17 protein-coding genes are annotated in these 13,403 nt (G+C 68.1%); 14 read left to right on the top strand and 3 right to left on the bottom strand.

Features of this window, described 5'->3' with window-relative positions:
• Positions 1 to 17 precede the first annotated feature (17 nt).
• A complete protein-coding gene (locus JWS13_RS33615; RefSeq protein ID WP_206009779.1) occupies positions 18 to 617 on the bottom strand; it encodes a TetR/AcrR family transcriptional regulator in 600 nt (199 codons plus the stop codon).
• Positions 618 to 757: 140 nt separating this feature from the next.
• Here JWS13_RS33615 and JWS13_RS33620 point away from each other — a divergent pair, with 140 nt between their 5' ends.
• The 6 genes from JWS13_RS33620 (at position 758) to JWS13_RS33645 (ending at position 6,198) form a co-directional block, all read left to right on the top strand.
• Positions 758 to 1,903 carry an acyl-CoA dehydrogenase family protein gene (locus tag JWS13_RS33620; RefSeq protein WP_072947707.1) on the top strand — a complete coding sequence of 382 codons (1,146 nt, stop codon included), beginning with the start codon at positions 758 to 760 and terminating at the stop codon, positions 1,901 to 1,903.
• Between the two features lie 41 nt (positions 1,904 to 1,944).
• The gene (locus tag JWS13_RS33625) at positions 1,945 to 2,706 is read left to right on the top strand and encodes an SDR family NAD(P)-dependent oxidoreductase (RefSeq protein WP_206009780.1); all 762 of its coding nucleotides are present in this window, start codon (positions 1,945 to 1,947) and stop codon (positions 2,704 to 2,706) included.
• A gap of 44 nt (positions 2,707 to 2,750) precedes the next feature.
• Positions 2,751 to 3,446: a TetR/AcrR family transcriptional regulator gene (locus JWS13_RS33630; RefSeq protein WP_206009781.1), complete on the top strand. Its 696-nt coding sequence runs from the start codon at positions 2,751 to 2,753 to the stop codon at positions 3,444 to 3,446.
• 123 nt (positions 3,447 to 3,569) lie between these two features.
• Entirely contained in the window at positions 3,570 to 4,379 is an 810-nt protein-coding gene (locus JWS13_RS33635) for an SDR family oxidoreductase (protein WP_206009782.1), read from the top strand.
• 67 nt (positions 4,380 to 4,446) lie between these two features.
• Complete coding sequence (fabG, locus tag JWS13_RS33640) at positions 4,447 to 5,205, top strand: 3-oxoacyl-ACP reductase FabG (protein WP_072947717.1); 759 nt, start codon at positions 4,447 to 4,449, stop codon at positions 5,203 to 5,205.
• A gap of 3 nt (positions 5,206 to 5,208) precedes the next feature.
• Positions 5,209 to 6,198: an NADPH:quinone oxidoreductase family protein gene (locus JWS13_RS33645; RefSeq protein WP_206009783.1), complete on the top strand. Its 990-nt coding sequence runs from the start codon at positions 5,209 to 5,211 to the stop codon at positions 6,196 to 6,198.
• Here JWS13_RS33645 and JWS13_RS33650 read toward each other — a convergent pair.
• A complete protein-coding gene (locus tag JWS13_RS33650; protein WP_206009784.1) occupies positions 6,195 to 6,653 on the bottom strand; it encodes an SRPBCC family protein in 459 nt (152 codons plus the stop codon). The genes JWS13_RS33645 and JWS13_RS33650 overlap by 4 nt on opposite strands.
• Before the next feature lie 119 nt (positions 6,654 to 6,772).
• On the opposite strand from JWS13_RS33650, the gene JWS13_RS33655 reads away from it, so the two are divergent.
• From JWS13_RS33655 to JWS13_RS33670, 4 genes are all read left to right on the top strand, one after another.
• On the top strand, positions 6,773 to 7,393 hold the full coding sequence (locus tag JWS13_RS33655; protein WP_206009785.1) for a TetR/AcrR family transcriptional regulator: 621 nt from the start codon (positions 6,773 to 6,775) through the stop codon (positions 7,391 to 7,393).
• A gap of 99 nt (positions 7,394 to 7,492) precedes the next feature.
• Positions 7,493 to 8,704 (top strand): acyl-CoA dehydrogenase family protein, encoded by a 1,212-nt coding sequence (locus JWS13_RS33660; protein ID WP_206009786.1) that lies wholly within the window; start codon positions 7,493 to 7,495, stop codon positions 8,702 to 8,704.
• Positions 8,701 to 9,726, top strand: a complete 1,026-nt coding sequence (locus tag JWS13_RS33665) for a phosphotransferase family protein (RefSeq protein ID WP_206009787.1) — start codon at positions 8,701 to 8,703, stop codon at positions 9,724 to 9,726. The genes JWS13_RS33660 and JWS13_RS33665 overlap by 4 nt, the downstream gene beginning before the upstream one ends.
• Positions 9,723 to 10,460, top strand: coding sequence for an SDR family NAD(P)-dependent oxidoreductase (locus JWS13_RS33670; RefSeq protein WP_206009788.1), 738 nt, complete (start codon positions 9,723 to 9,725; stop codon positions 10,458 to 10,460). The genes JWS13_RS33665 and JWS13_RS33670 overlap by 4 nt, the downstream gene beginning before the upstream one ends.
• Here the strand turns inward: JWS13_RS33670 and JWS13_RS33675 are convergent.
• Entirely contained in the window at positions 10,457 to 11,008 is a 552-nt protein-coding gene (locus JWS13_RS33675) for a ribulose 1,5-bisphosphate carboxylase large subunit (protein ID WP_206009789.1), read from the bottom strand. The two genes, JWS13_RS33670 and JWS13_RS33675, sit on opposite strands and share 4 nt — an antisense overlap.
• A gap of 94 nt (positions 11,009 to 11,102) precedes the next feature.
• On the opposite strand from JWS13_RS33675, the gene JWS13_RS33680 reads away from it, so the two are divergent.
• Genes JWS13_RS33680 through JWS13_RS33695 form a run of 4 tightly spaced genes read left to right on the top strand, consistent with a single transcriptional unit; the run spans position 11,103 to position 13,403 of the window.
• Complete coding sequence (locus tag JWS13_RS33680) at positions 11,103 to 11,609, top strand: methylated-DNA--[protein]-cysteine S-methyltransferase (protein WP_206009790.1); 507 nt, start codon at positions 11,103 to 11,105, stop codon at positions 11,607 to 11,609.
• A complete protein-coding gene (locus tag JWS13_RS33685; RefSeq protein WP_160100412.1) occupies positions 11,606 to 12,097 on the top strand; it encodes an RNA polymerase sigma factor in 492 nt (163 codons plus the stop codon). Before JWS13_RS33680 ends, JWS13_RS33685 begins: the two co-directional genes overlap by 4 nt.
• The gene (locus JWS13_RS33690) at positions 12,094 to 12,696 is read left to right on the top strand and encodes a methylated-DNA--[protein]-cysteine S-methyltransferase (protein ID WP_087559124.1); all 603 of its coding nucleotides are present in this window, start codon (positions 12,094 to 12,096) and stop codon (positions 12,694 to 12,696) included. The genes JWS13_RS33685 and JWS13_RS33690 overlap by 4 nt, the downstream gene beginning before the upstream one ends.
• Positions 12,693 to 13,403, top strand: coding sequence for a 2OG-Fe(II) oxygenase (locus JWS13_RS33695; protein WP_206009791.1), 711 nt, complete (start codon positions 12,693 to 12,695; stop codon positions 13,401 to 13,403). Before JWS13_RS33690 ends, JWS13_RS33695 begins: the two co-directional genes overlap by 4 nt.

The following is a 13,403-nucleotide window of genomic DNA, read 5'->3' on the forward strand; positions in this document are numbered from 1 at the left end:
GATCCCTCAGGCAATGCCTACGCTGCCCCGACCAGTCGCATCGCGAGGCCGGCGTAGAGGTCCGCGACGGCTTCCGGTTCGGTGTAGGCGCCCGCGGGAAACCAGCGGCAGATGTCGACGCACAGTGACATGAGGGCGAGTGTGACGCCTTCGCCGTCGGGGACGGTGAATTCGCCGGATGCCGCGCCGGCGTCGACGACGGAGCGGACGATGTGGGTGATGTCGCGGCGGAGTTTGACCACGTCGCGGTAGTGCTCCGGCGTGAGGGCGTTGAGTTCGTACTGCACGACGCGGGCCTGCGCGTGGTGGGTGGCCTGCCAGCTCGCGAACGCGCCGATCAGTGCCTGCAGCCTCGTTGACGGCGACTCGTCGGGTAGGTCGGCGTTCTTCACGATGTCGAGTGCGCCGGTGTGGCCTTCGTAACTGATCGCGAAGAGCAGTTCTTCCTTGGAGCGGTAGTGCGGGTACATCGCGGCCGGGCTCATGTCGAGGCGGGCGGCGATCTCGCGAGTGGTGGTGCCGCCGTATCCGCTGGTAGCAAAGGCGTCGACGGCTGCGGCTCGGATGCGGGCGGCAGCCTTGGACGGGCTGATCACCTGGCTGGGTGATTCGCTCATGTCTGTCTCCATCCTCGGCTGCGCGGCTGTTGACAATACCGCGTCACACATTCAGTATAAGCAAGCGCTTAGAAAATAAGCAGACGCTTACATGCTCGAAGCGTGAACCAGTCAAAGCTCGACATCCAGAAGGAGCGGTCATGCGACGCACCCTGTACGGCCCCGATCACGAGGCGTTCCGCGAATCGGTCCGGGAGTTCGTGAACCGCAACCTGCTGCCGGTGGCAGACAAGCTCATCGCGCAGCGCTTCATCGACCGCGAGATCTGGCTCGAAGCGGGCCGCAACGGCTTCCTCGGCCTCGAGGTCCCCGAGGCGTACGGCGGAAGCGAGGCCGGCGACTACCGGTTCAACGCAGTCCTCGGAGAGGAACTCGCACGCGCAAGCGCCGCAGTGTCGTCGAGCTTCGGTATCCACGCCGACGTCGTCGCGCCCTACCTCGTGCAGCTCACGACCGAGGAGCAGAAGCAGCGCTGGCTGCCCAAGTTCTGCACCGGTGAACTGCTCACCGCGATCGGCATGACCGAGCCCTCCGGTGGTTCCGACCTCGCCTCGCTCAAGACCACCGCGGTCAAGGACGGCGACGACTGGATCATCAACGGTTCCAAGACATTCATCACCAACGGCTACAACGCCGACCTGGTGATCGTCGCCGCCCGCACCAGCCCCGAGAAGAAGTCCAAGGGCATCACCCTGTTCGCCGTCGAGACGGGCATGGAGGGCTTCGAACGTGGACGCAAGCTCGACAAGGTCGGCCAGCACGAGTCCGACACCGCCGAGCTGTTCTTCGAGAACGTGCGGGTGCCGTCGACGAACATCATCGGCGAGATCGACCGCGGATTCATCCACATGATGGAGATGCTGCCGCAGGAGCGTGTCGGCGCCGCCGTCTCGAACATCGCGCACGCCGCGCCGATTCTCGAGGAGACGATCCAGTACGCAAAGGACCGCAAGGCATTCGGGCAGCCCATCGGGTCGCTGCAGTGGAACAAATTCCTGCTCGCCGACCTCGTCACCCGCGTCGAGGTCACCCAGGCCTACGTCGACAACTGCGTCGCCGCACACGCCGACGGCGAGCTGACGGCAGTGGACGCCGCGAAGGCCAAGTGGTGGACTGCTCAGGTGCAGAACGAGGTCCTCGACCACTGCGTGCAGCTGCACGGTGGCTACGGGTTCATGACCGAATACCGTGCCGCGCGTGCGTGGATGGATGCCCGTGTCACCAAGATCTGGGCGGGTTCGAACGAGATCATGAAGGAACTGATCGGCCGCGACCTCGGCCTCTGAGTCCGCACCCCCACAGCCCGACGACAAAGGAGTCGCTTCGTATGTCCGTTCTCGACAAGTTCAGCTTGACCGATCGGGTGGTCGTCGTGACCGGTGCGTCGTCGGGCCTCGGGGTGGCGTTCGCGCAGGCGGCGGCGGAGGCAGGCGCCGACGTGGTGCTGGCTGCGCGCCGCACCGACCGTCTGGAGAAGACCGCCAAACTGGTGCGGGCGGCGGGACGTGAGGCGCTGTGCGTCGCGACGGACATCGCCGACCCGGCGCAGGCGCAGAACATGATCGACGCGGCCATGGAGAAGTTCGGCCGCGTGGACGTTCTCGTCAACAACGCGGGCGTCGGTACGGCCGTCCCCGCGACGAGGGAGACGCCCGAACAGTTCCGGCAGGTCGTCGACATCAACCTGAACGGCTCCTACTGGGCGGCGCAGGCGGCGGGCAGGGTCATGAAGCCGGGCAGCGCGATCGTGAACATCGCGAGCGTGCTGGGCCTCACGACCGCGGGACTTCCGCAGGCCGCGTACGCCGCGAGCAAGGCCGGGGTCATCGGTCTGACCCGCGACCTCGCGCAGCAGTGGGGCGCTCGCAAGGGCATCCGGGTGAATGCGATCGCTCCCGGGTTCTTCGAGTCGGAGATGACCGACCAGTACCAGGACGGGTACCTCGAATCGATGAAATCGCGTCTGGTTCTCGGTCGCCTCGGTGATCCGGAGGAGCTGGCCGCGACCGTGGTCTGGCTCGCGTCGGACGCCGCGGCGTACGTCACCGGTCAGACGATCGCGGTGGACGGCGGCATCACGATCACCTGAGCGCCGGGTTGGGCGGGGCTGCGGTGCTGGCGTATAAGTAGGAAATGACCACGCGCACCGTCCATGAAGAGTGGGACGATCAGCCCGCCCCGTCGATGGCGGCCACCGATCTGCTGCGGGAGCCTCCGGCGACCCCTCGCGGTGCACGCACGCGCGCGGCGTTGGTGGCGGCCGCGCGGACGGTGTTCGAGCGGTCCGGGTACCTCGACGCCAGGCTCACCGACATCACGAAGGAAGCGAACTGCTCGACGGGGTCGTTCTACACGTACTTCGACAACAAGGAGCAGGTCTTCGCCGCCGTCCTCGAGGTCGCGCAGGAAGACATGATGCACCCGGGCATGAAGCGGGTGCAGGACACCGACGACCCCTACGCGGTGCTGGAGGCGAGCAACCGCGCCTACCTGGAGGCTTATCGGCGCAACGCCAAGCTGATGGGGCTGCTCGAGCAGGTGGCGCACATCGATCCGGCGTTCGCGGATCTGCGGCGTCAGCGGGCCGACGCGTTCATCGCGCGCAACGCGCGAGGTATCGCGGAGTTGCAGGCGCGGGGCATCGCCGACAAGGAACTGGATCCGATGCTGGCGTCGCGGGCGTTGTCGGGGATGGTCAGCAGGCTGGCGTACAACGTGTTCGTGGCCAGCGCGAACGGGACCGACGGCACTCCCGTCGACTTCGATGACGTCGTGTTCACCACGACGCGGATCTGGGCGAACGGACTGAGGTTCCCCGAGCGGAGCTGAGCTCTCGCCGGCGGCGTGAGCGTGTGGGACACTTCGGTCCAGAAAACTGAATCCGACACCGGGTTCAAGTTATTTCTGTGGAAGACTGGGGCCACGTCCGTGTCCCCCCGAGGGAGGAATCTCGTGCAGGTTGCGCAGAAGGTCGCCGTCGTCACCGGTGGCGGCGGTGGAATCGGCAGTGCACTCGCGGAGCGGCTCGCCGCCGAGGGTGCCAAGGTCGTCGTCACCGACCTCGACGGCACCGGGCTGGAAGCGATCGTCCGGAGAATCGACGCCGACCATCCCGGCGCCGCCCTGGCAGTGCAGGCCGACGCGTCCGACGACGCTCAGATCGCGTCGGTCATCGACGCCGCGGAGCAGGCCTTCGGCCCCGTCGACCTCTACTTCGCCAATGCGGGTGTCGCGGCAGGCGACCAACTCGAACCCGACGACGCCGTGTGGGACCTCGCCCTCGACGTGAACGTCCGGGCGCACATCCGGGCCGCCCGCCGCCTCGTTCCCGGCTGGATCGAGCGCGGGGAGGGGTACTTCATCAGCACGGCGTCGGCTGCCGGGCTGCTCACACAGATCGGTTCCGCCCCCTACTCGGTGACCAAGCACGCCGCCGTCGGATTCGCCGAATGGCTGTCGGTCACCTACGGCGACAAGGGCGTCCGCGTCAGCTGCCTGTGCCCGATGGGCGTCAACACCAAACTGCTCACCGACGACGCCGCCCTGTCGGCCACCGCCGCACGCGCCGTCACCACCGCGGGTTCCGTGCTCGAGCCGTCCGAGGTGGCCGAATGCGTGCTCGCCGCAATGGAAGCCGAACAATTCCTGATCCTTCCGCACCCCGAGGTGCTGGAAATGTACCGGCACAAGGGTGCCGACTACGACCGATGGATCCGGGGCATGCGCCGCTATCAGGCGACGCTCCTGGCCCAGCCGTCCTGACCCTACCGAGAAGCGAACTGCGCGAATACCGTACGAAGACCGAGAACAACCAGCATGGAGGAAACAAGTGAGCCAGGAACGTAGAACCGCCATCGTCACCGGGTCGGCCAGGGGCATCGGCGCCGCCGTCGCGAAGCGGCTGGCGAGCGACGGGTACGCCGTCGCCGTGCTCGACCTCGACGAGGCCGCGTGCGCCGGCACCGTCGACGCGATCAAGGCCGCGGGCGGCGAAGCCCTGGCCGTGGGCGCGAACGTCGCCGACGAGGCGTCCGTTGCCGCGGCCGTCGAACGGGTGGCGACCGAACTCGGGGCCCCGACGATCCTGATCAACAACGCCGGAATCACCCGCGACAACCTGCTGTTCAAGATGACCGTCGACGACTGGGACGCCGTGATGAACGTGCACCTGCGTGGCGCGTTCCTGATGTCGCGCGCCGTGCAGAAGCACATGGTGGACGCCAAGTTCGGCCGCATCGTGAACCTGTCGAGCACGTCCGCGCTCGGCAACCGCGGCCAGGTCAACTACTCGGCAGCGAAGGCCGGCATGCAGGGCTTCACCAAGACCCTGGCGTTCGAACTCGGCAAGTTCGGGGTCACCGCCAACGCAATCGCCCCCGGATTCATCGAGACCGAGATGACCGCCGCGACCGCCGAGCGGGTGGGTGTCGGCTTCGAAGACTTCAAGAAGGCGGCGGCGTCGCAGATCCCCGTCAACCGCGTCGGGCAGCCCGAGGACATCGCGCACACCGCGTCGTTCTTCGTCAGCGAGGGCGCCGGATTCGTGTCGGGTCAGGTCGTCTACGTCGCCGGTGGACCGAAGGACTGATCGATGAAGGCGTGGCGTGTACACGAACTGGGTCAGCCGCGGGACGTCCTGACGTTCGAGGACATCCCCGACCTCGAGCCGAAGGCCGGAGCGTTGCTGGTCAAGGTGCTCTCCGCGGCCGCCAACTTCCCGGACGTGCTGTTGTGCCGCGGTGAGTACCAGATCAAGCCGCCGCTTCCGTTCACTCCCGGCGTCGAGCTGTGCGGCGAGGTGGTGGAGCTGGGAGAAGGCGTCACCGGGTTCGCCGTCGGCGACCGGGTGATCGGCATGCCGAGCCTGCCGAACGGCGGGTTCGCGGAGTTGGCCGTCATGTCGGCGGCCACCGCGTTCCCCGCCCCTGAGGCCCTCGACGACGCCGAAGCATCGGCACTGTCGATCGGGTACCAGACGGGATGGTTTGCGCTGCACCGCAGAACGCAGATCCGGCCCGGCGAAACCCTGCTCGTGCAGGCCGCGGCAGGTGGCGTGGGCAGCGCGGCCGTGCAACTGGGCAAGGCGGCAGGCGCCAAGGTGATCGGCGTCGTCGGCGGGCCCGAGAAGGCCGCCTACACGCGGGAACTCGGTGCCGACCTCGTCATCGACCGGCACAGCGACGATTTCGTCCAGGTCGTGAAGGACTTCACGGACGGCCGCGGTGCGGACGTCGTGTTCGATCCGGTGGGCGGCGACTCCTACACGAAGTCGACCAAGTGCATCGCGTTCGAGGGACGCATCATCGTGATCGGGTTCGCGAGTGGCACCATCCCGTCACCCGGGTTGAACCATGCGCTGATCAAGAATTACTCGATCATCGGGCTGCACTGGGGTCTGTACAACGCCTACGACCCCGCCGCCATCCGGCAGTGTCACGACGAGCTGACGAGGATGGCCGCGGCAGGCGAGATCAAACCGATGATCAGCGAGCGACTCGGACTCACCGACGTCGCGGACGGCATCGGACGCCTCGGCGACGGGACGACGGTCGGACGGCTGGCGTTCCTGCCCGGACGCTAGCGGGCGCGCTTCGCGTACAACTCCTCGAGGTTCTGCCGCAGGGTGGCCTCGGTGTTCTTCACGGCCGTTTCGACGAACGGTTCGACGATGAGACCGAGGGCCTTGCCGGTGAGACCGCCGGGGAGTTTGTACGCGAAGTCCACGCTGATCTCGGTCTTGTCCTCACCGTGCGCGGTGAACTCCCAGGTGGAGGAGTTGGCGGCGCCGTCGAGCGACGCCAGGGTGATGACCCGGTCCTGCACCCACTCGGTGACCTCGAGACGGGACCGCAGGGTGCTCGGGCCGATGTGTATCGCGGCGTCGAATGTCGACTCCAGCCCCTGGTCGAATTCGCCGATCGGACGGAACTCCGAGACCCCGAACATCCAGTCGGGCACCGTCCGGTAGTCGTCGATGTACGCGAAGGCCACGTGGAGGGGCACGGCTGCGATCGCGGAGTGACGGACATGGATCATCGGGTGGTCCCTGGCTCTCTGTCGGAGAAGGCTGTCGATCTGGGCGACCTCGTTCGACTCTAGTCAACTCCCGCGACCACGGCAGGGGACCGGCGGGTACCTGTTCTACCGTAGGACCCATGACGGTAGAGGGCGCCCAGCGCAGCAGCTCCTGGCGCGAGTACACCGACCAGGGGTTGTCGAAGGTTCTGGCCGCGGCGCTGGCGGCGTTCGTCGAGAAGGGGTACGACGGCGCGTCGATCCGTGAGATCGCGTCACGTGCGGGGCTCTCGGTCCCCGGTCTCTATCACCATTACCCGTCCAAGCAGGCGTTGCTGGTGGGGCTGACGAATGTCGTGATGCGAGATCTCCTCGATCGCAGTCGCGCGGCGGTGTCCGAGGCGGGCCCGACACCGGGGGAGCGGTTCGACGCGGTCATCGAGTCGTTGCTGCGGTTCCACATGTACCGCCGCGAGCAGGCCTTCGTCGCCTCCCGTGAGACGCGGAGCATGGAACCGGAGAGCAGGCAGGCGTACATCGCGCTGCGCGACGAGCAGCAGGAGATGCTCGACGACATCGTCCGCGACGGGGTGGCGGCCGGGCATTTCCGGACACCGTTCCCGGAGGACGCGAGCCGTGCCGTGGTCACCATGTGCGTCGCGGTGTCCACCTGGTACCGCGAGGACGGGCCGTTGTCGCCCGACGAACTGGTCGACCGGTACCTGGCGATCGCGAGGAGCGCCGTCGGCGCATCCGGCTGAGGCTTGACCCCGTTCCGAACCTGTGGGATTCTCGGGAACGACTCCGACCGAGCGAGTGATCGGTCGGTACCGGAGTCGCCGTACTGACTGGAGGTAGTTGTGGCGATCGATCTGTCCTATGCACCCGAGGTGACCGCACTCGTCGAGAAGACCGAGGCGTTCATCCGCGAAGTCGTGCTCCCCATCGAGGACGAGCACGGCGGCGACATCACCGCCGCCGGTGGCGACACCCTGCGCGTGCAGATGCAGAAGGCGGCCAAGGACGCCGGAGTCTTCGCCCCGCACGCACCCGTCGAGTACGGCGGACTCGGCCTGAACATGACCGACCGCGCGCCCGTCTTCGAGGCCGCCGGTTACTCGCTATTCGGACCGACGGCACTGAACATCGCCGCACCCGACGAGGGCAACGTCCACATGCTCGCGCACATCGCGAGCCCCGAGCAGAAGGAGCGGTTCCTCGCTCCGCTGGCGCACGGCGACGTGCGGTCGGCGTTCGCCATGACCGAGCCGTCGCCCGGAGCCGGCTCCGACCCGTCCGCGCTGACCACGCGCGCCGAGAAGGTGCCGGGCGGGTGGAAGATCAACGGCCACAAGTACTTCATCACCGGAGCCGACGGCGCCGGATTCTTCATCATCTTCGCCCGCACGTCCGGCGTGCCCGGCGACCGCGGCGGCGCCACGATGTTCCTCACGCCGGCCGACGCCGAGGGGCTGACGGTGGGGCGTCACATCGACACCCTCGACCGCTCGATGATCGGTGGGCACTGCGAGGTGTTCTTCGAGGATCTGTTCGTCCCCGACAGCGGGGTCCTCGGCGAGGTGGACCAGGGATTCGCCTACGCCCAGGTCCGGCTCGGGCCCGCCCGGATGACGCACGTCATGCGCTGGCTGGGCGCCGCGCGCCGCGGCCACGACGTCGCCGTGGCGCACGTCGCGCAGCGTGACGGTTTCGGCGGCAAGCTGGGCGATCTCGGCATGGTCCAGAAGATGATCGCGGACAACGAGATCGACATCGCCGCCACCCGGGCACTGTTGACTCAGGCCTGCTGGGAACTCGATCAGGGCGGCCACGCGAGCAACTCGACGTCCATCGCGAAGACCTACGCCGCGGAGGCGATTTTCCGGATCGTCGACAACTCCGTGCAGATGTGTGGCGGTCTCGGCGTGTCCGGCGACCTGCCCCTCGCCCGGCTGTCCCGCGAGGTGCGGCCGTTCCGCGTGTACGACGGGCCGTCCGAGGTGCACCGCTGGGCCATCGCCAAGCGCGTGGTGGGTGCCGCGAAGAAGGCCGCGCGGGAGGCAGGCGCATGACCGAACACCGCGGCCTCGATCTCGTTGCCCTGCAGAAGTTCCTGTCCGATTCGAATGTCCCTCTGAATGGCGAGTTGCGAGCCGACCTGATCTCGGGCGGCAAGTCCAACCTCACGTACGCCATTCACGACGACTCCTCGCGGTGGGTGCTGCGAAGGCCGCCCACCGCGGGGCTCACACCCTCGGCGCACGACGTGGCCCGCGAGTTCCGCATCACCTCGGCGCTGCAGGGCACCGACGTGCCGGTCGCCGCGACCGTCGCGCTGTGCGAGGACGACAGCGTCATGGGCGCGTCGTTCACCGTGGTGGAACACGTGACGGGCCAGGTGATCCGGACCAAGTCGGACCTCGATGCGCTGTCCGACGCGGACATCGACTCGTGCACCGACGAACTGGTCCGCGTGCTCGGCGCGTTGCACAACGTCGACTACGACGCCGTCGGCCTGGGCGAACTCGGCCGCCCGGACGGGTACGTGGCCCGGCAGGTGAAGCTGTGGGCGAGTCAGTGGGCGCGGGTGAAGACGACGGATTCCGCCGACGTCGACCGCCTCCATGCCGCGCTGGCCGAGTCGATTCCGCAGCAGTCGGAGTCGTCGATCGTGCACGGCGACTACCGCATCGACAACACGATCCTCGCGCCCGGTGACGTGAGCACCGTGGCGGCCGTCGTCGACTGGGAACTCTCGACCCTCGGTGACCCGCTCACCGACGTCGCTCTGATGTGCGTCTACCGGCATCCGGCTCTCGACCTGGTGCTCGGCGAACCCGCGGCGTGGACGAGCCCGCGACTGCCGTCGGCCGACGATCTCGCGCAGCGCTACACCGTGGCGTCGGGGCGTGACCTGGTGCACTGGAACTTCTACCTGGCCCTCGCGAACTTCAAGCTCGCCGTCATCGCCGAGGGCATCAACCACCGCTACCGGGCAGGCGCCACCGTCGGAGACGGCTTCGACAAGGCAGGCGACGCCGTGCCCGAATTCATCGCGGCCGGCCTGCGCGCCCTGAAAGGACAGACCGTATGAGCCGCAGCGCACTGATCACCGGCGCCTCGCGTGGCATCGGACTCGGCATCGCCACCCGCCTCGCGGAGCAGGGGTACGGGCTGACGATCACGGCCCGCGACCGGGAACGGCTCGACGCGGTGGCCGCCGACCTGCGGACCGCAGGCGCGAAGGACGTCGTCGTGGTCGCGGGGGATCTCGCCGACGAGGAGTCGGCGGGACGAGTCGTCGAGGCGCACGCCGACGGCTTCGGTTCGCTGAACGCACTGGTACTCAATGCCGGGGTAGGCACCGCCGGCGCCATCGGCGAATTCCCGATGCGCCGATTCGACAAGAGCCTGGGCGTCAACCTGCGGGCGCCGTTCAGCCTGTTGCAGCAGTCGCTGCCGCTGCTCCGGACGGGTGCGGCGGAGAACCCGGGACGCGGATCCAAGGTCGTCGCCCTGGCATCGATCACCGGTGTGTACGCCGAGGCAGGGCTCGCCGTCTACGGGGCGACCAAGGCCGCGCTGATCTCGCTCACCGAGACGCTGAACGTGGAGGAGTCGGGCAACGGGATCTCCGCGACCGCACTCGCCCCGGCCTACGTCGACACCGACATGGCCGCGTGGACGCACGACACGATTCCACCCGAGACGATGATCGAGGTGAACGACATCGTCGAACTCGTCGACGCCGTGCTGCGGCTGTCCTCACGCGCGGTGGTCCCGAAGATCGTCGTCGGACGTGCCGGAACGGACGGGTACCGCGCCTAGTCCTCGTCCTCCTGCGCCTCGCCGCGCTTGCGGAAGAACTTGAACCCGGGGACGCCCTGGATCGCCTGACGCACCCCCTGGACCTCCTCGAGGAGCTGGTGGATCTCCGGCGACACGGTGTCGAGGGTCGCCAGGATCGGCATGAGCCCCTCCATGCGCATCGTCAGCTCGGGCAGGTGGTCCACCAACCCGATCGCGGCGTGAATCTCCTCCTCGGTGAGGTCGTCGACGAACCGCTGCGCGAGTGGGGCGGCCTTCGTCGCGAGCGGTTCGTACAGGTCGATCAGGGTTTGCGCCGACGCGGACGTGGTCCCCGCCGTGGCGACGACGGTGGCCGCCGCTTCCGCAACCGCGTTCGCCCGCGCCACCGCGATCTCGGCGCCGCCGCTGATCGCCTCGATGCGGGCGATCAGCACCTCGACCTGGTCCAGGAGGACGCCGATCCGGCCGGGAAGGGAGACGACGAGTTCAGCGGTGTCCGCCGACCACCGGGCGATTCCGGTGACGGTACGCACCAGGTCGCGGGTGCCGAGTTGTACGAGAGACATCGGCCCATCCTGCCTGATGCATTCCGCACCTCACGTTTCGGTCGTGGCAGACGTCTACCTTTCAGACGCCCGTACACCTGGAAGGATTGGCACCGTGAATGCCGACCGAGCAGCACACACTGTCATCGATTCGCCGATCGGCCCCCTGACGCTGGCGAGCGTCGGCGGGGTGCTGAGCGGCATCTACATGGTCGAACACCGGCACCAGCCGAATCCCGCGACGTTCGGGGACCGCGACACCGCAGGGTTCGACGAGGCAACCACTCAGCTCGCCGAATACTTCGACGGACGGCGCACCGATTTCACCGTTCCGCTCGCCGCGCGGGGCACCCCGTTCCAGAAACGGGTGTGGGACGCACTGCGCACCATCCCGTACGGCGACACGTGGACGTATGGTCAGCTGGCCGATTCCCTCGGCACCCCGACTGCGGTGCGCGCGGTGGCGGCGGCGAACGGCAGGAATCCGATCAGCATCATCATTCCCTGTCACCGAGTGATCGGGAGCAACGGCAGCCTGACGGGGTATGCGGGCGGTCTCGACCGCAAACGGTTCCTGCTCGAACGCGAAGCGGAACGGGCGGGGCTCCGGCTGAGCCGATGACCCTGAAGCCGTTCGAAGACGTCGTGGCCGAGCACGGCCCGACGGTCCTGCGGGTCTGCCGGGCCGTGGTCGGTCCGGTGGACGCCGAGGACGCCTGGTCGGAGACGTTCATCGCCGCGATGCGCGCGTACCCCGACCTGAGTCCGGAGAGCAACGTCGAGGCGTGGCTGGTGACGATCGCCCACCGGAAGGCGCTCGACCACATCCGTGCCCGCGACCGGCGGCCCGTCCCCACCGACGAACTGCCGGAGCAGACCACCGACCGCGGACTTCCCGGCGGCCACGACCCGGAGTTGTGGAAGGCGGTCGGCGCCCTGCCGATGAAGCAGCGGGCAGCGGTGGCGTATCACTACCTGGCCGGGCTGCCGTACACGGAGATCGCGGTGATCCTGGGCAACTCCCCGGCCGCGTCGCGGCGGGCGGCCGCGGACGGCGTTGCGGCGCTACGCAAGACCCTCTCGATCTCTGTGAGTGGAGACATCACATGAACATGCCCGACATCGTCTATTCCCTGTACCCGCTGGACTCCCCGGTGGAGCAGAAACTGCGTGAGCGTCTCGCCGTCGCCGCCGCCGAAGCCGGGCTCCTCGACGTCGCGTACCGGACACTCGACACCCCGGTCGGTTCGCTGCTGCTCGCCGCCACCGATCGCGGGCTGGTGCGGGTCGCCTTCCCCAGCCAGGATCACGATGCCGTGCTGCAGACCCTCGCCGAGCAGATCAGTCCCCGGATCCTGCGCGCACCGGCCCGGCTCGACCGGGTCGCCCACGAGATCGACGAGTACTTCCTCGGCAGGCGCACGAGCTTCGACGTCCCGCTGGACTTCCGGCTGTCCAAGGGATTCCGGCTCGAGGTGCTGCGCCATCTCCCCGACATCGACTACGGGCACACCGCCAGTTACGCTGCGGTCGCGGTCGCCGCGGGCAGTCCGAAAGCGGTGCGTGCGGTCGGCACCGCGTGCGCGCTCAATCCGCTGCCCGTGGTGGTGCCCTGCCACCGGGTGGTCCGCAGCGACGGCAGCATGGGCCAATACGCCGGCGGGCCGGAGGCCAAGTCGATTCTGCTGACCCTGGAGGCGGCGGCATGAGCACCGTGACGCACCGCGTGAACGCTCTGGATTGGCCGACACTGCACGCCGAGACCGACGCCGCGGGATGCGCGCAATCGGAGCAGATCCTGACCGCCGAGGAGTGCGGGCAGATCGCGGACATGTACGAGGAGGTCGAGCGTTTCCGGTCCACCGTCGACATGGCCCGGCACCGCTTCGGCTCGGGACAGTACCGGTACTTCGACTATCCGCTGCCGGAGGTCGTGGCCGAACTCCGCGCCGCGTTCTACCCGAAACTGCTTCCCGTGGCTCGGGACTGGGCGGTCAAGCTGAGGCAGCCGTCGCCCTGGCCGGACACCCTGGACGAATGGCTTGATCTGTGCCACGACGCCGGTCAGAAACGGGCCACGCCGATCCTGCTCAGTTACCGCGCGAACGACTGGAACGCCCTGCACCGCGATCTCTACGGCGAACTCGTGTTCCCGTTGCAGGTGGTGATCGGACTCGACCGTCCGGGGGTGGATCACGAGGGCGGCGAGTTCATGCTGGTGGAGCAGCGGCCCCGCGCCCAGTCGCGAGGCACGGTGACGACGCTGCGGCAAGGGCATGCGCTGATCTTCACCACCCGGGACCGTCCCGTACGTTCGACCCGCGGTTGGTCGACGGGACCGGTACGGCACGGCGTCAGCACCATCAGACGCGGCACCCGCCGGACCCTCGGCCTGGTCCTGCACGATGCCGAGTGA

Origin of the sequence: Rhodococcus pseudokoreensis, assembly GCF_017068395.1 — a bacterium.
Taxonomy (GTDB): domain Bacteria; phylum Actinomycetota; class Actinomycetes; order Mycobacteriales; family Mycobacteriaceae; genus Rhodococcus_F; species Rhodococcus_F pseudokoreensis.

Excerpts from the sequence above, each read along its gene's own strand:
- JWS13_RS33615 (WP_206009779.1), bottom strand. The coding sequence starts at position 617 with ATGAGCGAATCACCCAGCCAGGTGATCAGCCCGTCCAAGGCTGCCGCC.
- JWS13_RS33620 (WP_072947707.1), top strand. The coding sequence starts at position 758 with ATGCGACGCACCCTGTACGGCCCCGATCACGAGGCGTTCCGCGAATCG.
- JWS13_RS33625 (WP_206009780.1), top strand. The coding sequence starts at position 1,945 with ATGTCCGTTCTCGACAAGTTCAGCTTGACCGATCGGGTGGTCGTCGTG.
- JWS13_RS33630 (WP_206009781.1), top strand. The coding sequence starts at position 2,751 with ATGACCACGCGCACCGTCCATGAAGAGTGGGACGATCAGCCCGCCCCG.
- JWS13_RS33645 (WP_206009783.1), top strand. The coding sequence starts at position 5,209 with ATGAAGGCGTGGCGTGTACACGAACTGGGTCAGCCGCGGGACGTCCTG.
- JWS13_RS33650 (WP_206009784.1), bottom strand. The coding sequence starts at position 6,653 with ATGATCCATGTCCGTCACTCCGCGATCGCAGCCGTGCCCCTCCACGTG.
- JWS13_RS33655 (WP_206009785.1), top strand. The coding sequence starts at position 6,773 with ATGACGGTAGAGGGCGCCCAGCGCAGCAGCTCCTGGCGCGAGTACACC.
- JWS13_RS33665 (WP_206009787.1), top strand. The coding sequence starts at position 8,701 with ATGACCGAACACCGCGGCCTCGATCTCGTTGCCCTGCAGAAGTTCCTG.
- JWS13_RS33670 (WP_206009788.1), top strand. The coding sequence starts at position 9,723 with ATGAGCCGCAGCGCACTGATCACCGGCGCCTCGCGTGGCATCGGACTC.
- JWS13_RS33675 (WP_206009789.1), bottom strand. The coding sequence starts at position 11,008 with ATGTCTCTCGTACAACTCGGCACCCGCGACCTGGTGCGTACCGTCACC.
- JWS13_RS33685 (WP_160100412.1), top strand. The coding sequence starts at position 11,606 with ATGACCCTGAAGCCGTTCGAAGACGTCGTGGCCGAGCACGGCCCGACG.
- JWS13_RS33690 (WP_087559124.1), top strand. The coding sequence starts at position 12,094 with ATGAACATGCCCGACATCGTCTATTCCCTGTACCCGCTGGACTCCCCG.
- JWS13_RS33695 (WP_206009791.1), top strand. The coding sequence starts at position 12,693 with ATGAGCACCGTGACGCACCGCGTGAACGCTCTGGATTGGCCGACACTG.